8 protein-coding genes and 1 pseudogene are annotated in these 17,387 nt (G+C 68.9%); 3 read left to right on the plus strand and 6 right to left on the minus strand.

From position 1 onward, the window contains the following. Positions 1–228: 228 nt before the first annotated feature. Positions 229–1,548 carry a DEAD/DEAH box helicase gene (locus tag F618_RS0109215; protein WP_018951780.1) on the minus strand — a complete coding sequence of 440 codons (1,320 nt, stop codon included), beginning with the start codon at positions 1,546–1,548 and terminating at the stop codon, positions 229–231. A gap of 329 nt (positions 1,549–1,877) precedes the next feature. Between F618_RS0109215 and F618_RS0109220 the strand changes: the two genes are divergently transcribed. Continuing rightward, positions 1,878–4,403, plus strand: a complete 2,526-nt coding sequence (locus F618_RS0109220; RefSeq protein WP_019568394.1) for an EAL domain-containing protein — start codon at positions 1,878–1,880, stop codon at positions 4,401–4,403. Between the two features lie 361 nt (positions 4,404–4,764). Here the strand turns inward: F618_RS0109220 and F618_RS0109225 are convergent, their stop codons facing one another. Then, complete coding sequence (locus F618_RS0109225) at positions 4,765–5,136, minus strand: hypothetical protein (protein ID WP_018937781.1); 372 nt, start codon at positions 5,134–5,136, stop codon at positions 4,765–4,767. A gap of 219 nt (positions 5,137–5,355) precedes the next feature. On the opposite strand from F618_RS0109225, the gene F618_RS0109230 reads away from it, so the two are divergent. Beyond that, positions 5,356–6,003 (plus strand): ERCC4 domain-containing protein, encoded by a 648-nt coding sequence (locus F618_RS0109230; protein ID WP_019568395.1) that lies wholly within the window; start codon positions 5,356–5,358, stop codon positions 6,001–6,003. Between the two features lie 193 nt (positions 6,004–6,196). Here F618_RS0109230 and recD read toward each other — a convergent pair whose 3' ends face one another. Genes recD through recC form a run of 3 tightly spaced genes read right to left on the minus strand, consistent with a single transcriptional unit; the run spans position 6,197 to position 15,518 of the window. Next, entirely contained in the window at positions 6,197–8,332 is a 2,136-nt protein-coding gene (gene recD, locus F618_RS0109235; protein WP_019568396.1) for an exodeoxyribonuclease V subunit alpha, read from the minus strand. Then, positions 8,329–12,021, minus strand: a complete 3,693-nt coding sequence (gene recB, locus F618_RS0109240) for an exodeoxyribonuclease V subunit beta (protein ID WP_019568397.1) — start codon at positions 12,019–12,021, stop codon at positions 8,329–8,331. Before recB ends, recD begins: the two co-directional genes overlap by 4 nt. Next, a complete protein-coding gene (gene recC / locus F618_RS0109245; protein ID WP_038071493.1) occupies positions 12,018–15,518 on the minus strand; it encodes an exodeoxyribonuclease V subunit gamma in 3,501 nt (1,166 codons plus the stop codon). The genes recB and recC overlap by 4 nt, the downstream gene beginning before the upstream one ends. Positions 15,519–15,758: 240 nt before the next feature. Here recC and F618_RS0109250 point away from each other — a divergent pair, with 240 nt between their 5' ends. Then, on the plus strand, positions 15,759–17,018 hold the full coding sequence (locus F618_RS0109250; RefSeq protein ID WP_019568399.1) for a NupC/NupG family nucleoside CNT transporter: 1,260 nt from the start codon (positions 15,759–15,761) through the stop codon (positions 17,016–17,018). Positions 17,019–17,121: 103 nt separating this feature from the next. Here the strand turns inward: F618_RS0109250 and F618_RS0109255 are convergent. After that, positions 17,122–17,387, minus strand: a pseudogene (locus tag F618_RS0109255) (IS630 family transposase); the annotation flags it as partial.

Genomic DNA, 17,387 nt, shown 5'->3' on the forward strand with positions numbered 1-17,387 from the left:
TTCAGCGGTCGGGCCAGCGGCCATGGCTAACAGACGTTCCGGACAGAATTCGTCCTTTCTCTGTGTCCTCTGAGTTGATAGGCCTTTGGCCTTGACCTTCTTCGTGCGCTTCGTGGTGAATAAAGCCCTTGAGCAGGCACTCGCCTCACCCCCGATACCCATACACAAAAAACCCGCGGGCCCGAGACTCGGGACCGCGGGTTCGCGGTACTGCGTTAGCGGGTCCGCTTACCGGCTGCGAGCCGCGCGGTTGCCGTTGGCGGACGGGCGACCGTTGCCGCCGCGACCCCCACCGGGCTTGCCACCGCGACCGTTGCGCGGGGCGCCACTACGGGCGCCTCCGCCCGGCTTGCCACCCGGACCACCACGGCGATTGCCGTTGCCGTCATTGGCAGCCGGCTTCGGCGTGGCGAAGCCCTCGGTTTCGATACGGTCGATCGGGCGCTGAATCAGGCGTTCGATGCCCTTCAGCAGCTTGATCTCCTCACCGTCCACCAGCGACAGCGCGGCGCCGTCGGAGCCGGCACGCCCGGTGCGACCGATGCGATGCACGTAGTCCTCCGGCACGTTCGGCAGCTCAAAATTGACGACCTGCGGCAGCTGGTCGATGTCGAGCCCGCGCGCAGCGATATCCGTGGCTACCAGGACCGGCACCTGGCCGGACTTGAACTGCTTCAGCGCCTTGGTACGCGCCGCCTGGCTCTTGTTGCCGTGGATCGCCTCGGAGCGCACGCCATCCTTCGACAGCTTCTCGGCCAGGCGATTGGCGCCATGCTTGGTGCGGGTAAACACCAGCACCTGTTCCCATTTGTTGGTGCGGATCAGGTGGCTCAGCAGCTCGCGCTTCTGGCTGGTCTCGACCAGGTGCACGCTTTGCTTCACGCCCTCGGCGGTCGTGTTGCGCGGCGCGATGTCGATCTCCGCCGGGTTGTTCAGCAGGCCGTTGGCCAGCTTGCGGATCTCGTCGGAGAAGGTCGCCGAGAACATCAGGTTCTGGCGGTTCTTCGGCATCATCGCAATCAGCTTCTTGATGTCACGGATGAAGCCCATGTCGAGCATGCGATCGGCCTCGTCGAGTACCAGGATCTCGACACCGGACAGGTCGATGGTCTTCTGATTGGCGTGATCTAGCAGACGCCCCGGCGTCGCCACCACGATGTCCATGCGATCACGCAGGGCCTTGATCTGCGGGTTCATGTTCACACCGCCAAAGATCGTCATCGAACGCATCTTGAGATTGCGTCCGTAGGTCTTCACGGATTCGTGAACCTGCGCAGCCAGCTCGCGGGTCGGGGTCAGCACCAGGCAACGCGGGCGGCCATTGCCGGCCTGCGGCGCATCCGAGGTGGAAAGGCGCTGCAGGATCGGCAGGGTGAAGCCGGCCGTCTTGCCGGTGCCGGTCTGGGCGGCGGCCAGCAGGTCGCCTCCCTTCAGGACTTCCGGGATGGCCTGGGCCTGGATCGGGGTCGGGTGCTGGTACCCGGAGGTTTCCAGCGCACGCAAAAGGGTATCGGCCAACCCGAGGTCGGCAAAGGTCGTATCAGTCATGGAATGCTCCAACGCCACCCGCCACTCGTTCAACACAGAGCACCCATCGGGGGAAACGAAATCAGGGGGATCACTGCGAGCCGGAAGGCTCTGGATCAAATGAACGGACGCTGACGGGCGGGGCGTTCGATCCGGGCACTATACGCCTTTTGTCAATGAAAAGACACCGCTCCATACCCCATCGGATATATATTTGTTTTGTGCGGGAATATCCGCTAGCTTCATTTTCAAAGAAACCGATGCCCACGCAGCAACGGTCAGGCCGACGCGACCCGCCCATAAGGATGCGTCCAGGGGAGTTGTCCAACAATGTGTGCACTTAGAGCCCGATGATTTCGGGTTCCGATCGGTACCTGCGGCAACATATTGCCCTCGCCTCCGGCGTTCTGCTGGCGCTACTGCTGTTACCGCTGGCGATCTGGATGCTCGGGGTGGAGCTGCCGCGGATCCTGCCCCGCGAGCACCTGACCGCCTTCCACACGGGCGCGGAGTTGTTCGCGGTGGTTGTGGCCGTACTGGTATTCGCGGTGGGCTACCACGTAATCGACCGCCGCCGCGTGGCCGCTTCTCTGCTGCTGGCGTGCGCCTTCCTGGCGGTCGCGTTGCTTGATTTCCTGCACCTGATGACCTATCCGGCCATGCCGGATTTCATCACCCCGAACTCGTCACAACAGACCTTGTTGTTCTGGCTGGCCGCGCGCCTGGTCGCGGCCGCGGCATTGCTCGCCTACGTGGCCCTGCCCATGGTCTCGCAAAGCGACGGTCCACCCCGTCTTGTCTACCTGGTCGGGAGCCTTCTGCTGGTCGCCTTGCTGGCGTGGATCGGACTTTGGCATGCGGAAATCATCCCGCTCCTGTTCGACCCGGTCAGCGGGCTCACGCCCACCAAGATGGGGCTGGAGGCACTGGTGATCGGCCTGCACCTGGCCACCCTGGCCCTGCTCGCCCTACGCCGTGAGCTCCTGCAACGTCCGGGCATGCCCCTGGTCGCCGCCGCCATGGTCATCAGCATCGGCAGCGGGATGTTCTTCATGTTCTACGAAGACCTGACGGACACCCCGTTTGTACTCGGCCATATCTACAAGCTCGCGGCGTATCTCCTGATCTACCAGGGCCTGTTCCTGGAAAGCGTACGCTCGCCCCTCCAGCGCCTGCACCAGGCCCACCGCGATATCGAGATGCGCGAGCAGCGTTACCAGCAACTGGTGGAGACGGCCCCCGACGGCGTGCTGGTCACCGACATGGACGGCCGTATCGTGATGGCCAATCGCAACATCGAACGCCTGTTCGGCTATCCACGCCAGCAATTGATCGGGCAACCGGTGGAGCGGCTGGTCCCCGAACGCCTGCGCGAACGCCACCGCATGCACCGGCGGGCACATGCCCACACCATCAACCGCCGCACCATGGGGCAGGTGCCCCACCTGCGCGGGCGCCGCATCGACGGCACCGAGTTCCCGCTGGACATCAGCCTGAATGCTTTCGACGACAGCGAAGGCCGCCGCATCACCGCGTTCATCCGCGACATCACCGACCGTCAGCGCCGCGAGGCGCGGATCCAGCACCAGGCCACCCACGACAGCCTGACCGAACTACCCAACCGCTGGCTCCTGCACGACCGCCTGACGCAGGGGATCGCCCAGGCCGAACGTCACGGCCACCCGATCGCCGTCATGCTGCTGGATCTCGACAACTTCAAGATGGTCAATGACACCTTCGGCCATCACGAGGGCGACCAGCTGCTGAAGGCCGTGGCCGCCCGACTTCAGGGCGCCCTGGACCAGGAGGCGACCATCGGGCGTTTCGGCGGCGACGAGTTCATGATCCTGCTGACCAACGTCGGAGACGAACAGGCCATCGGCGCGATCGCCGAGCGCATCCTCGACATCTTCACCAGCCCGTTCCAGACCGAACAAGCCCGCAGACTGACCTCCACCGGAAGCCTGGGCATCGCCCTGTTTCCGCGCGATGCCCGCGACGAACGGAGCCTGGTTCGCTACGCCGACATGGCGATGTACGAGGCCAAGCACTCCGGACGCAACACCTACGCCTTCTTCTCGCAACACCTGGATGCCCAGGTGCACGAAGAGCAACGCCTGCAACAACGCCTCCAGCAGGCGCTCGGGAACGACGGCCTCGAGTTGCACTATCAGCCGCTGGTGGACGTGGCGTCGAATCGCGTCATCGGCGTCGAGGCTCTGGCCCGCTGGACCGACAGCGAGCTTGGTCCCGTTGCCCCGACCCGTTTTATCACCAGCGCCGAGGCCACCGGCCTGATCCTGCCACTCGGCGAGTGGGTCATCTCCGAGGCCTGCGAGCAGCTCGCCCAGTGGTCCCGTTCGGGTCTCGAGCTCCGGGTCGCCATCAACGTCTCGGCGATGCAGTTCCGCCAACACGACCTCGTCCAGCGCCTCGGCGCGATCCTCGAAGCCACGGGCGCCCCGCCCGAGCGCCTCGAGATCGAGGTCACCGAGACCGTGGCCATGGCGGACGTCGCACTCACCCGCGATCAGCTTCGCGGACTGAAGGCCCTGGGCATCCGCGTATCGCTGGATGATTTCGGGACCGGCTATTCCTCGCTCGCCTACCTGAAGTCACTGCCGATCGACAAGCTCAAGATCGATCGCTCGTTCATCGCCGACATCGGCCAGGACCCGGAATCCGACATGATCCTGCGCTCCATCGTCCACCTCGGCCACAGCCTGGGCCTGACCCTGGTGGCCGAGGGCGTCGAGACCACGGCGCAGCGGGATCTCCTCCGGACGATCGGCTGCGACCTCTACCAGGGATGGATTCATTCAAGGGCCATGGCGCCACTCGCCCTCGCCGACTGCCTGGAGACACGCCTGGTCTGAAGCGGCCCCTCCACACCACCCCGCCGTCCCGGACACCACGCAACACACACCTCGTCATCCCGGACACCGCCCAACCCCACCCCGTCATCCCGGACACCGCGTAGCGGTGATCCGGGATCCGCCGGCCGGCCACCGCAACACCGAAGATCCCGGCTCTGCGCTGCGCTACGGCCGGGATGACATCAAGGGGACAGGCACCCACCATCAGCTCGAACCAGCAAGCAATCATTCCGCGTGTCGTTTCGCCTCACTTCTCAACGCCTGCGCGCCAGCCAGACACAAAAAGGCCGCCCGAAGGCGGCCTTTCGTGACCGAATCAAGCCCTTCGCCCCACCTTCGAACGAGGCGACGCGGCGCTCAATCAGTACCCCGTACTGCCGTGCACGTCCGGCGGGGCCTCGCGGGTCAGCATGGCCCAGGTCATGTGCGCCATCACCTCCGGCGCCACCACGGTATGCCGGTTACCGCTGTTCTGCATCCCCTCGCGCAGCTCCTGGCGGACCTGCGGCTGCCCGGTCAGATCGAAGATCACATCCACCTGATCCCCGCGTGCCACGAGATCCGCAACCGACTCCAGCGGGATCCCCTTCGCCTCGGCCAGCCGGCGCCCCTCGGTCTCGCCCTGCTCCGAGGCCGCGCAGATCGTCATTCCGGGCAGACCGGACTCCAGCAACATCTCGAGGAAGCGGCCGCCCACCCGGCCCAGTCCCACCACTGCTATCTGAATCGACATATGCACTCCATCCTTTCTATTTTTTGTTTTCTCCATGCATGCCCGCGATTGCCATCCGCCGAACACGCCCCCCGACTGTAGGCCATGTGCGACACGCGCGCACGCCCGCCCGCACACACCGCGCTCGCCCCGCCCGGCATCCGGCCATTTGGAGCACCTCGCGGGTCGGCCTAAGGTGACACGAATACATCCGCACGCAGTTAACCAACCGGAGCCCCCATGGAAAACGTTCACCTGCCGATCCGTGCAGACCGCCGCGAACAGGGCAAGATCATCCAGCGCATCGAACGCCTGGAGGGAGTGGAGCTGGAATTCACCGACCTCGACGTCGGCGACTACCTGCTACCCAACGGCGTCGTGGTCGAGCGCAAGTCCGCCACCGATATGGTTCTCAGCGTCGTCGACAAGAGTCTGTGGGAAAACGCCGCCAAGCTGAAGGCCAACTACCAGCAGGTCGTCTATGTCGTGGAGGGAGACCTCTACGAGCCCCGTTTTCACCAGCAGGCGCTGGACATCCACCGCGCCCTGGCCCACCTGACGATCGCCCTCGGCATCAGCGTCCTGCCCAGCTCCGACGCCGACAACAGCGGCATGCTGATCTACCTTCTGGGGCTGAACGCACAGATCGAGCCGGACCCGTCTGACCGCCCGACCAAGCCCGACACCCGGCGCAAGGCCGCCGAGTTCATCGTCAGCGGCCTGCCCGGCGTCGAAGCCGACCAGGCCCGCGACCTCCTGCGCGACATCGGCAGCGTGCGCGACATCATCAACGCCGACGCCGCCACCCTCGCCCAGACCGACGGCCTCGACGAAGAACGCGCCCAACGCATCGAATCCGTCGTCACCTACGGCAGCCGCACCACCTGAACACCCCCCGAGCGGCCAGCCGCACGACCCTCTGTGGGAGCCTAGTTGCAGGCGAAGCCCCCGCCAAAGCCGGACCTGGACAGCGGACGATTGGCGAGGTGATGCGAGTCGCGGGGCTCATCGCATCCGACAATGCTGCCAACCCCGGACACGGGCAACGGACGTAGGATGCCGATGAGCGCAGCGAATCGCATCAAGAGGACGGGTGTTGTCCCGTGAACGGTGCGTTCCCCAGCCACCGCCGCAGGCCGCCGCTACGGCGGATCTGGCGCTGGCTGGCCGCAACCAGCGTGCCCGCACGTGGCTCCAGCAGGCTGAACCAGCGGCTGGCGCGGGTGATCGCGGTGTAGGCCAGCTCGCGGGTCAGGATCGGGCTGTCCGCGTCCGGCAGCACCAGGGCCACGTGCTCGAACTCCGACCCCTGGGCCTTGTGCACCGTCAGGGCAAACGCGGTCTCGATGGCCTCCAGGCGGTTGGGCAGCACCCAGCGCACACGCCCGCCGTCCCCGGCGGCCAGGAACGCCACCCGCAGCACCGAGTCTTCGCCCTTGGTGGCATCCGAGTCCGCCTCCGGCTCGCCCCGCGCCAGCCAGGCCGGGACGGCCAGGGCGATCCCGATATCGCCGTTGATCAGCCCCAGCGCGTAGTCATTGCGCGTGACGATCACCGGGCGCCCCTCGACCCATTGTCCGCCGGCCCCCGGCCCGTCCATCCGTCCCGCGTCCCCCGCGAGCAGGCCGCGCGCCTGCAAGGCCGCGGCGACGCGCCGGTTCAGCGTCTCCAGCCCCCACGGGCCGCGGCGCACCGCGCACAGGAGCTGGAACCGCCCGTGGGCCGCCAGCACGTCGCGCGCCCAGTCCCCCCAGGCCGCGCGCGGGGCCGCCGGGGCCGGCCGCGCCGCGCGCAGGCCCTCGAGATAGCCCGCATAACCCACCGCCTCGCCCTCCGGCGTGTCCGCGCGCCCGTCCACCGCGAGATCCACCAGTGCCGGGTCCTCGGGCCCCGCGAGTACCTTTTGCCGGACGGCATCGTCCCCGTCCGCCCCTTTCCATGCCTCGCCCGTGTTGACTGCCGCGGCCAGCCGCCCGATCCCGCTGTCCGCGCCGAAGCGATGGCTCTCGCGCAGCATCACGATGTGCTGATCCAGTGCCTGGCCGGCCGCATCCTGCATCGCCTCCGGCACGGCCATCCCGGTCACGGCCTCCAGCCACTGCGCGGTCTGGGGCGTGTAGTGGCCGCCCCCTGCGCGGTGGCACAGCTCGCCCAGCACCGCGCCGGCCTCCACCGAGGCCAGCTGGTCGCGATCCCCCAGCAGGATCAGGCGCGCGGTACGTGGCACGGCCTCGACCAGGCTCGCCATCAGCTCCAGGTCGATCATCGAGGCCTCGTCCACCACCAGCACATCCACCGCCAGCGGGTTGCGCGCCCCGTGGCGGAAGTGCCGGGTATCCGGGCGCGCCCCGAGCAGACGGTGCACCGTCACCACCTCGGCGGGCAGGTTCCGGCGCAGCGCATCGCCATCGGGCAGCTGGTCCAGCCCCAGGCGATCCAGCGCCCCGCTGACCGAGGCATTCAGGCGCGCCGCCGCCTTGCCGGTCGGCGCCGCCAGGCGGATGCGCAGCGGGTCGTCCGGACCCTGCAACCCCTGCAACAACGCGAGCAGTCGCAGCACGGTCGTGGTCTTGCCGGTCCCCGGCCCGCCGGTAATCACACTGAAGCCGGACCCGGCCGCCAGGGCGCAGGCCAGGCGCTGCCAGTCCGGGTCAGTGGCAGCCTCCGCCGGCGGTCCGAACAGATGGTCCAGCCAGTCCCGCGACGCCTGCTCGTCCAGCGCACCTTGCCAGGCCTCGCGGTCAGCCAGGCGCGCGCGGATGGCCTGGCCGATGCGGCGCTCGCTCTCCCAGTAGCGGCGCAGATAGACCTGCCCCCCGGTGTACACCAGCGGCGTTCCACGCAATTCGCCCGGTCCGGCCAGGCCACTGTCCTGCAGGGCCGCCGCAACCTGCGCAACGGATACCCCCTGCAGTACCGACGAGGGGCGCGGCGGCGGCTTTGATCCCGGCTCGCCCTCCGGCGGCAGGGCCAGCGTGGCGTCGGGGGCCTGCAGCAATGCGTCCAGTTCCAAACAGACATGGCCGCGTCCGACCTGATGGCTGGCCAGCGCCGCCAGCAGCAGGGCCAGCGGCGACGCCGCCGGGGCCTGCTCGTGCAGGAAGCGCACCAGCGCCCGGTCGACACCGCGCAGCCAGCCCGCCTCCTCCCACTCGCGCAGCAGCTCGAGCACGGCCTCCGCCGAGGCCAGGGGTCCCGTGGGCATCACCGTGCTCATGCCGTCGCCTCCCGGTCCGGACCGGCCGCCATCCGGTGATCCAGCCATTCAATCAGTGCACGCGGCGGACAGTGGTGGAACACCCCGTGCCCCGGCGCACCCACGCCACGCAGGAACAGGTACACCCCGCCGCCCATGTGCTGGTCATAGTCGTAGTCCGGCAGGCGCGCGGCCAGCTGGCGATGCAGTGCCAGGGTGTAGAGCACCAGCTGCAGGTCGTAGCGGTGTTCCAGCACCGCCGCCTGCAGGCGTTCCGGGGTGTAGGACTGCGCCGAAGTCCCCAGCCAGTTGGACTTGTAGTCCGCCACGTAATAGCGCCCACCGTGCTCGAAGACCAGATCGACGAATCCCTTCAGCATCCCGTTCAGGGTGACGTTCCCCAGCGGCGGGCGCGGCTGTCCGGCCAGGATCTGCGCGCGCACCCCCTGATCCAGCTCGCCCGCCTGCAGGTTGCGCGTCGGATACAGGAACTCCAGCTCCGGCTGATAGGTGGTCAGGCCGCCCAGACTGAAATGTTCGCCGTCCTCCAGCGGGAAGGCGACCGCAAGCAACTGCTGCATCCAGTCCGCGACCGTCTCCGACCACTCGCCCCAGCCCCGCCGCTCGCAGCGTGTCGCGATCTCCTGCGCCATCCGTTCGGGATCTGCCGCCTGCGCAGCGAGCCCCTGCTCCGCCGCCCACTCCAGCAGCCCGTGGAGGAAGGTGCCGGGCCCGGGCCCGCGCGGGAAGGCATGCAGCCCACTGGCCGCGCGCGACTCGGGCTCCGGCGCCTCCAGCGGCGGCCGACTCGCATCCGCCACCCCCTCGCGCAGCACGTCCTCGCGCGCCGAGTCGGGGGCCACCGGCGCGACCCCCTCGCCATGCGCGGCAATCGCACTGTAGCTGGCCACCCACCAGCGCTCGAAGCGGCGCGTCGGCGGCACCCGGGCCGGCCCCGTCGCGGTCGTGGCACTGCCCATCTGCGCGGCCACCGCGCTCGCCTCCGGCAGCGCCCCCACATGAATCGCCGATGCGTCGCCGGCTGCATCCCGCAGCGCGGCCTCCAACCCGCCGTCCTGCACCCCCGCGGGTCCGGCCAGCAGGTATCCGGCCGCGGTGCGGTCGAAGTGATTGGTCTTGCTGTTTCCGGAGACGATCGGCGCAATCCCCAGCCAGCAGGCATGCCGCGCGCGGGTCATGCCGACATACAACAGGCGCAGATCCTCGGCCAGGCGCTCGCGCTCGGCGCGCTCGAACACCTCGCCGTCCATGCGGAATACCCAGCGCGCCCCACCCTGCGGCGGATGGTCGCGGTAGGGCACGTCCTTGGCCGTATCCGTCTGACGGAAATTGCAGACGAACGGCAGAAACACCAGCGGATACTCCAGCCCCTTGGACTTGTGCAGCGTAACCACCTTGACCAGGTCCTCGTCGCTCTCCAGGCGCAGGACCTGCTCCTCCCCGGTCTCGCCTTCGCCGCCGCGATGTTCCGTCAGGTGCCGGATCAGCGCCTGCTCGCCGTCCAGCTCGGCGGCCGCCTGCTGCAGCAGTTCGCTCAGATGCAGCAGATTGGTCAGGGCACGCTCGCCCTCGGCCGTGGCCCGCAGCCGGCGCGGGACCTCGAAGTCGTGCAGCAGGCGGCGCAGCATCGGTAGCACCCCGCGCGACTGCCACAACCGCCGATAATCGCGGAACTGCTCGACGCGTACCTCCCACGCCAGCTCGTCCAGCGTCAGCCGATGCAGTTCGGCCAGCGACTGCCCCAGCGTCGCGGTCGCCAGCGCCGCGCGCAGCAGCCGTTCACTGGTCGGCTCGGCGCAGGCGCGCAACCAGCGCAGCAGGTCTCCCGCCTCGGCGGTCGCATACACCGACTCGCGATCGGACAGGTACACACTGCGCACACCCCGCCGGCGCAGCTCGGCACGGATCGCATCCGCCTCGCCACGCCCGCGCACCAGCACCGCCATGTCGCGTGGCCGTACCCCGGTCAATGCCTCACCTTTGCGGAAGCCACAGCGACCGGCCATCCCGCCGTTGAGCAGTTCCACCATGTAGCTGGCGCAAGCCTGCGCCATGCGCTCGCGATAGGCGCCCTTGGGCACCGGCTCGCCCGGATCAAAGCACCACAGCGTGACGGCCGGCATCGCCTGTCCATCGTTCTCAAAGACCTCCGGGCGACCGTTCGCGTCCACCGGCAGAAACGGCAAGGGGTTCTCCGTTCCCGAGCGGAACAGGAAGGCCCCGTCCTGCCAGCCCTCGGCATGCTGGAACAGCCGGTTCACGCCCTGCACCAGGGCATCGGTCGACCGGAAGTTTCGCTCCAGCGTGTAGTGCCGCCCGGCGGTGGCCGCTCGCGCGGCGAGATAGGTATGGATATCCGCCCCGCGAAAGCGATAGATCGACTGCTTGGGGTCGCCGATCAGCAGCACGCCCAGATCGCGCGGGTTCTCGTCGATGCGGTAGACGCGGTGGAAGATCCGATACTGCACCGGATCGGTATCCTGGAACTCGTCGACCAGCGCCACCGGAAACTGGGCGCGCAGGGTCGCTGCCAGGTGTTCGCCGCCGGGTCCGTCCAGGGCGTCGCGCAGCCGGGTCAGCAGGTCGTTGAAACCCATCTGCGCGCGCTGCCGCTGTGCCTGGCGAAACCGCGCGTCCACCTGCCGCGCGGCCGCCTGCAACAGGCGCTCGCGGTCGTCCACACAGACCTCGGCATGATCGTCCAGCGCCGCGAAGGCCGGATGCAGATCGTCCGGCAGCGCCTGCCCCGCCTTCAGCCGCGCCTGCATCCCGGCCGCGCTGAAACGCTCCAGGGGCGAGTCGCCGGAGACCCCGCCTGGCCGCAGTGCGCCGGGGTCCGTCGCCCAGTCGCGCATGGCCCCCAGCAACTTCTCCGGGTTGCTGTACTTCTGCTTGTTCAGCACCGAGTTGCGCAGCGTCTCGAACTGCTCGGCCACCGCCGCAAAGTCCTCGCGCCAGGGCCGCTTCATGGCCTCCAGCCGCGCCAGCCGATCGCCCAATGCAGCTGCCAAGCCTTCCGGCGTCTCCAGCTCCACATCCGCCGTGTGGGCCGGGAGATGCCCGACCAGCGGCCGGATCTTCTGCAGTAACGTGTCAGGATCAGCACCGAAGGCGTTGCGCAGCAGCGCGAGTGGCGCCGCCGGTTGCGGATAGACAAAACGGCGCCAGTAGTCGCGCGCCGCGTCCGCCAGCAACTCCTGCTGGTCGCTCGCCAGGTCCTGGGTGAACAGGCTCCCGCTGTCGAAGGCATGCTCGCGCAGCATGCGGTAGCACCAGCCATGAATGGTGGAGACCGCGGCCTCGTCCATCCACTCCGCCGCCAGCTCCAGCCGGCGCGCCGCACCCGGGCGTTCCGCCTCGGCGTATTCGCCGCGCAACTGCAGGTGGATGTCCTGCACACCCGGCACCGCATCCGGGTCCTCCGCGCGGAACACGCGCGCGGCAATCGCCAGCGCGTCGCGGATACGCTCGCGCAGTTCCTGGGTCGCCGCGTCGGTAAAGGTCATCACCAGGATCTGCGGGGGCGTCAGCGCGACGGTGCCCTCGGGCAGCTCGCCGTGCCCCAGCACCAGGCGCAGATACAGCGCGGCGATGGTGTAGGTCTTGCCGGTGCCGGCACTCGCCTCAATCAGGCGGCTGCCGTGCAGGGGCAGCCCCAGCAGATCCAGCTTGTGGGCGGTCGCGCTCATGCAGGGTCCTCCGCCTGATTCACCACGAAAAACACCGGCCGATAAATCCGGTCGCGCCAGAAGGCAAAGTCCGGATCGTCCAGCAGGGTCTCGGGGTCGGGCCAGGCACGCGCCAGCGCCGGGCTGCGCGACCATTCGCCGGCGGCGAAGTCATTCCCGGCCAGGGTCTTCAGCGCCTCGTCATACGGATCCTTCGACCCCTCCTCCGCCGCGAGCCAGGCAAAGGCGGCGGCGCAGGCCAGCGGCAGCGGCCGCTCCTGGCCGGCCGCCCAGGCCTCCAGCAGCGTCCCCAGCAACTCCTCGGCCAGCCCCGGCTCCAGCCCCGGGAGCTCCAGGCGCTTGTCCAGTCCAACCAGTTCGGAGTCCACGCCGCCCGTCCCGGCGTTGGCCAGCAGATGCATCACCCAGGGCGCCATCAGCTTGTCGAAGCGCCACTTCTTGCCATCACCAATGCGGCTCGCGGTGTAGTCGAGGCATACCCGCGCCTGCCCATCGCTGCGCAGGGCGGGTGGCACGGCCTCCAGGCCCCAGTGCTCGTGTTCCAGACGCAGGGGCCGCGCGGCCGGCAACGACTCGGGGTACAGCGCATAGCGCTCGCCGATCCGCTCCAGCAGCCGCGCGGCCTCCTCCACCATCGCGCCGCGCTCCAGCTCGCCTGCCGCACCCAGCGGCAGCCGGCCCGCGCGCTGCAGCCGGGCCGACTCCGCCTCCAGGATGCTCGGCCAGGCCTCCGCGTCGTCGGTGGTCTCGAGTGCCGCCGCGACCAGTTGCTGACGCACCTGCCACTGCTCCAGCCCGGCCAGGCCAAAGGGTTCCAGGTCGTCGCCGGCCTCTTCCTCCTCGTCGAAGAACACCCCCAGACGATGGCGGAAGAACGCCTCCACCGGGAAGCGCAGAAAGCGCGTCAGTGCCTCCGGCCCCAGGGCGCGCGGCTCGCGCTCGGCCTCCAGCAACGGCACCGCCGCGGGGGCGCCACCAGCGGCATCCGCCGCAGCGCCCGGCGCCACGTCATGCACCGCCTCCCACTCCCGCGCGTAGGTAAAGTGCCGATCGCCGGCGGCGTCCGCCACCGGGAAGTTCACCGGGGAGAACGGCTGCAGCGGGTGCCAGGTGGTCAGGTGGTCCACCAGGGCCGGGCCCGCCTCCGGCCCGTCGGACCCGGCCAGCCCCCAGCCCGCCGCCAGGTGATCGCGCAGCTGGCCCACCAGCACCGACGGCGGGCGCGGCTCGTTGTCGCGCACGTGCCGCCCCACCCAGCTCACATGCAGCTGGCGCCGCGCGGAGAGCAGCGCCTCCAGGAACAGGTAGCGGTCGTCCTCGCGCCGCGAGCGATCGCCCGGGCGGTAGTCGTTCGCCATCAGGTCGAAGTCCACCGGCGTCGGGCTGCGCGGATAGTCGCCGTCGTTCATCCCCAGCAGGCAGACCACCTGGAACGGGATCGCGCGCATCGGCATCAGGGTGCAGAAGTTCACCTGCCCGGCGAGGAAGCGCTGGCCCACCCCGGAATCGTCCTGGCTCGCCAGCCACTGCTCGCGCACCACCGCCAGCGGCAGGGCCTCCTCCAGACTCGCCGCCGCGCAATCCTCGCGCCACTGATCCAGGGCCTCGCCCAGCTGCTCCAGGGTGAACAGCTCGGCATCGGTCTCGGCCGCGAAGAACTGCTCCAGCAGCCCGCCCAGATGCACGGCCCAGTCTGTCGGCGCATGCGCCTGGCGCAGCCACGCCCACGCCTCCTCCAGGGCGGTGATCAGGGCGTCCAGCGGCCCCAGCAGCGCGGCACTCAGCCCGCCGATCTCATCGTAGGGCTCCAGACCCTGCCACGGGCCCTGGTCACCCAGCGCGTAGCCCAGCAGCATCCGCCGCAGGCCGAAGCGCCAGGTGTTCTGCTCCAGCCCCTCGGGCAGGCCCAACCCGGCGCGCTGCGCGGCATCCAGCCCCCAGCGCACGCCCGACCCCTCGGCCCAGCGGTGCAGCTGGCCCAGGTCCTCCTCCGCGATGCCAAAGCGCCGGCGCACCGCCGGCACATCCAGCAGGTCCAGCAGCTCGCTGACGCCCATCCGGCTCTCCGGCAGTGACAACAACTGCTCCAGCGCGATCAGGACCGGATCGCGGCCGCGCGAACCCTGGTCCGACAGCGTGTACGGGATAAAGCGCGGATCATCGGTCTCCGGCTGGCCGAACACGGCCTCGATGTGCGGGGCGTACTGATCGATGTCCGGAACCATCACGATCACGTCGCGCGGGCGCAGCGACGAGTCGCGCTCGAAGTGATCCAGCAGCCGGTCGTGCAGCAGCTCCACCTCGCGCAGCGGGCTGTGCGCCACGTGGAACTGGACGGAATGGTCCTCCGCCGGGACCGCGGGCCAGGTCTCCCGGGACTCGGCGAGTGGGCGCAGCTCGCGGATGTCCTCCTGCAGCTGGTGCAGCAGGCAGTCCTCCGGCCCACGCGTGCCGTGCGGCTCGAAGACGTCCACGCGCTCCCAGTCCAGCGTGCGCAACACCCGGCCGTAGTGTTCGGGGTCGTCGTGTTCGTCCAGCAGCCCGATGTAGTCGCGTCCCTGCTTGCCCCAGGCCGCCAGCAGCGGGTGGGCGTGGTTGTGCAGCTCCGCCTCGTCGAGGGCCTCGGGCATGCCTGCCTTGCGCGCCTGGCGCCGGCGCGTGGCGCGCAGCAGGTCCTTGTCGGCCACAATGTCGGCCCAGTAGTACTCGCAGGGGTTGTGCACGCAGACCAGTACCTGGCAGAAGCGCGCCAGGCCCTCCAGCGCCTCCAGGATCTGCCCCGGAAGCGAAGAGATGCCGAACACGATGATCCGCCGGGGCAGGCGCGCCGGGCGCTGCTCCAGCGCGCGCACCGCCTCCATGTACCGGGCATGCACGGCCGAGCGGCTGACCGCCTCGCGCGCCACACCGATATCCGCCTGCAGCAGGCGCCACAGCTCGGCCTGCCAGCGCTGCCCGGGCGCCAGCTCGCGCTCCTGCCCGCGGGCGTCACGCAGGATGTCGCGTCCGGCCGCCCAGTCGGTCAGCCAGTCAGCGCGGTACACCTGGTATTGATCGAACAGGTCCGCCAGGCGCTCGGCCAGCTGGAAACGCTTGCGCAGGTCGCCCCCCTGCCCCGGGTCGTCGTCCTGCAGGAACTGGCGGAGCGGCGCGAAGGCCTCCTGCGCCAGACACTCCGGCAGCAGGCGCATCAGCCGCCAGGTCAGCGGCCGCTTGGCGTAGGGGGACTCCAGCGGAACGGCCTCGGCCCCGAGGACCGCGCGATACGCCGACCACACGAAGCGCGACGGCAACTGCATGTCCAGCGCGGCCGCGATCCCGCAGCCCGGCGGGTCGGCATCCGGCGGCGCGGCCAGGGCATGCCGCAGCCACTGCGCCATGCCGTTGCTCTGCACCAGGATGGTCTCGTTCTCCAGCGGACCGAGCGGCGCGCGGCGCATCCACTCCACCGCCAGCGTGCGCAGCGACTCCAGGTGATTGCCATGCAGCACCACCATCCCTGGCTGCAACTCGCGCGACTCCACCAACCCGGCTCCTTGATCCGTTCGGGAAATGCCACGCATGGCCTCAAGGCCCGCGTGGTCCAGATGCGCCTACCCTACCATCCCCAGGCGACGATCCACGTCGCGCCCGACACACAATCCGGCATGGCCCGCCCCGCCCACCGCCGACCCGCCGCGCGCATCGAACCCAGCCCCCGGGTATGCTGTGCCCGCCATTTTTGTCGGAGACCGTTCGTGACCGAGTTACAAGCCGGCCTGGGCCTTCTGGTCTTCATTGCGATCGCGTGGCTTCTGAGCGAGCACCGGCGGTCTTTCCCCTGGCGGCCGGTACTGGCCGGCCTGGCCCTGCAATTCGGGATTGCCGCACTGCTGCTGAACGTGCCGGGCATGCAGCACCTGTTCCTGTGGGCCAACGAGGCGGTGATTGCCCTGACCGACGCGACGCGGGCCGGGACCACCTTCGTCTTCGGCTACATCGGCGGGGACGAACCCCCATTTGCAACCGAAGGCCATGGCAGCACCTTCGTGCTCGCCTTTCAGGCCCTGCCGCTGATCCTGGTCCTGAGCGCACTCTCGGCGCTGCTGTTTCACTGGCGCATCCTGCCGCTGCTGATCCGCGGCGCGTCCAGGGTACTGCAGCGGGCCTTCGGGATCGGCGGCGCCCTGGGCGTGGGCACCGCGTCCAACGTGTTCCTCGGCATGGTCGAATCCCCGCTGGTGATCCGCCCCTATCTGCGGGAGATGACCCGCAGCGAGCTGTTCGCGCTGATGGCCGTCGGCATGGCCACCCTGGCCGGCACCATGCTCGTGCTCTACGCCACCATCATCAACACGGCGCTGGACGATGCCCTGGGCCATCTGATCGTCGCCTCCCTGATCAGCCTGCCGGCCGCACTGCTGGTTGCCACGGTGATGATCCCGCCCACCGCACCCTCGACCGCGGGCGAGTTGCTGCCCGAACCCGAGCCCGCCAGCAGTTCGATGGATGCCATCACCCGCGGCACCCTGCGCGGGCTGGAACTGCTGCTGCAGATCGTCGCGCTGCTGATCGTGGTGATTGCGCTGGTCGCGCTGGTCAACGTCATGCTCGGTGCGCTGCCGGAGGTGGCCGGGGCGACGCTCAGCCTGGAGCGCATGCTGGGGTGGGTCTTCGCGCCGCTGGCCTGGCTGATGGGCATCCCCTGGAACGAGGCGGTCACCGCCGGCTCCCTGCTCGGGGTAAAGACCATCCTCAACGAAATGGTGGCCTTCCTGCATCTGGCCGAACTGCCGCGCGACGCCCTGTCCGCGCGCAGCGAGCTGATCCTGATCTACGCCCTCAGCGGGTTCGCCAACCTCGGCAGTCTCGGCATCCTGATCGGCGGGCTGGGCGCACTGGTCCCGGAGCGGCGCAGCGAGATCGTTGCCCTCGGCATCCGCGCCATCGTGGCCGGCACCCTGGCCACGCTGATGACCGGCGCCGTGGTCGGCATCCTGCACCTGCCCGGGCTCTAGTAGCCCGACGCGAGGCCCGCAACGGGCTCGCCAGACGGGCCGCTGCAACATCCTCCGGAGTCGCCCCGTGGACGACCTATTGAGAGATCACACCTAGTGTCCTTTAACAAAAGTTCGTATTTTTATCGAGGCGATCGGTTAGACGGGCGATCGACGCGATAATTTGATCGGCTGTTTTGCGCCAGATGAACGGTCGAGGCTCATCGTTGTACGTCTTCAGGTATTCGCGGATGGAGTCTTCGAGTTCGCGAGTACTGCGATGCGATTGACGCTTGATCCAGCGCTGCGAGATGAGCGCGAAGAAGCGTTCGACCAGGTTGATCCAGGACGCCGAGGTCGGCGTGAAGTGCACGTGGTAGCGCGGTCGTG

The sequence above is a fragment of the Thioalkalivibrio sp. ALMg13-2 genome (assembly GCF_000381185.1).
GTDB lineage: Bacteria > Pseudomonadota > Gammaproteobacteria > Ectothiorhodospirales > Ectothiorhodospiraceae > Thioalkalivibrio > Thioalkalivibrio versutus.

Bases quoted from the DNA above. Each gene is read 5' to 3' on its own strand.
- F618_RS0109215 (WP_018951780.1), bottom strand. From the start codon at position 1,548: ATGACTGATACGACCTTTGCCGACCTCGGGTTGGCCGATACCCTTTTG.
- F618_RS0109220 (WP_019568394.1), top strand. From the start codon at position 1,878: ATGATTTCGGGTTCCGATCGGTACCTGCGGCAACATATTGCCCTCGCC.
- F618_RS0109225 (WP_018937781.1), bottom strand. From the start codon at position 5,136: ATGTCGATTCAGATAGCAGTGGTGGGACTGGGCCGGGTGGGCGGCCGC.
- F618_RS0109230 (WP_019568395.1), top strand. From the start codon at position 5,356: ATGGAAAACGTTCACCTGCCGATCCGTGCAGACCGCCGCGAACAGGGC.
- recD (WP_019568396.1), bottom strand. From the start codon at position 8,332: ATGAGCACGGTGATGCCCACGGGACCCCTGGCCTCGGCGGAGGCCGTG.
- recB (WP_019568397.1), bottom strand. From the start codon at position 12,021: ATGAGCGCGACCGCCCACAAGCTGGATCTGCTGGGGCTGCCCCTGCAC.
- recC (WP_038071493.1), bottom strand. From the start codon at position 15,518: ATGGTGGTGCTGCATGGCAATCACCTGGAGTCGCTGCGCACGCTGGCG.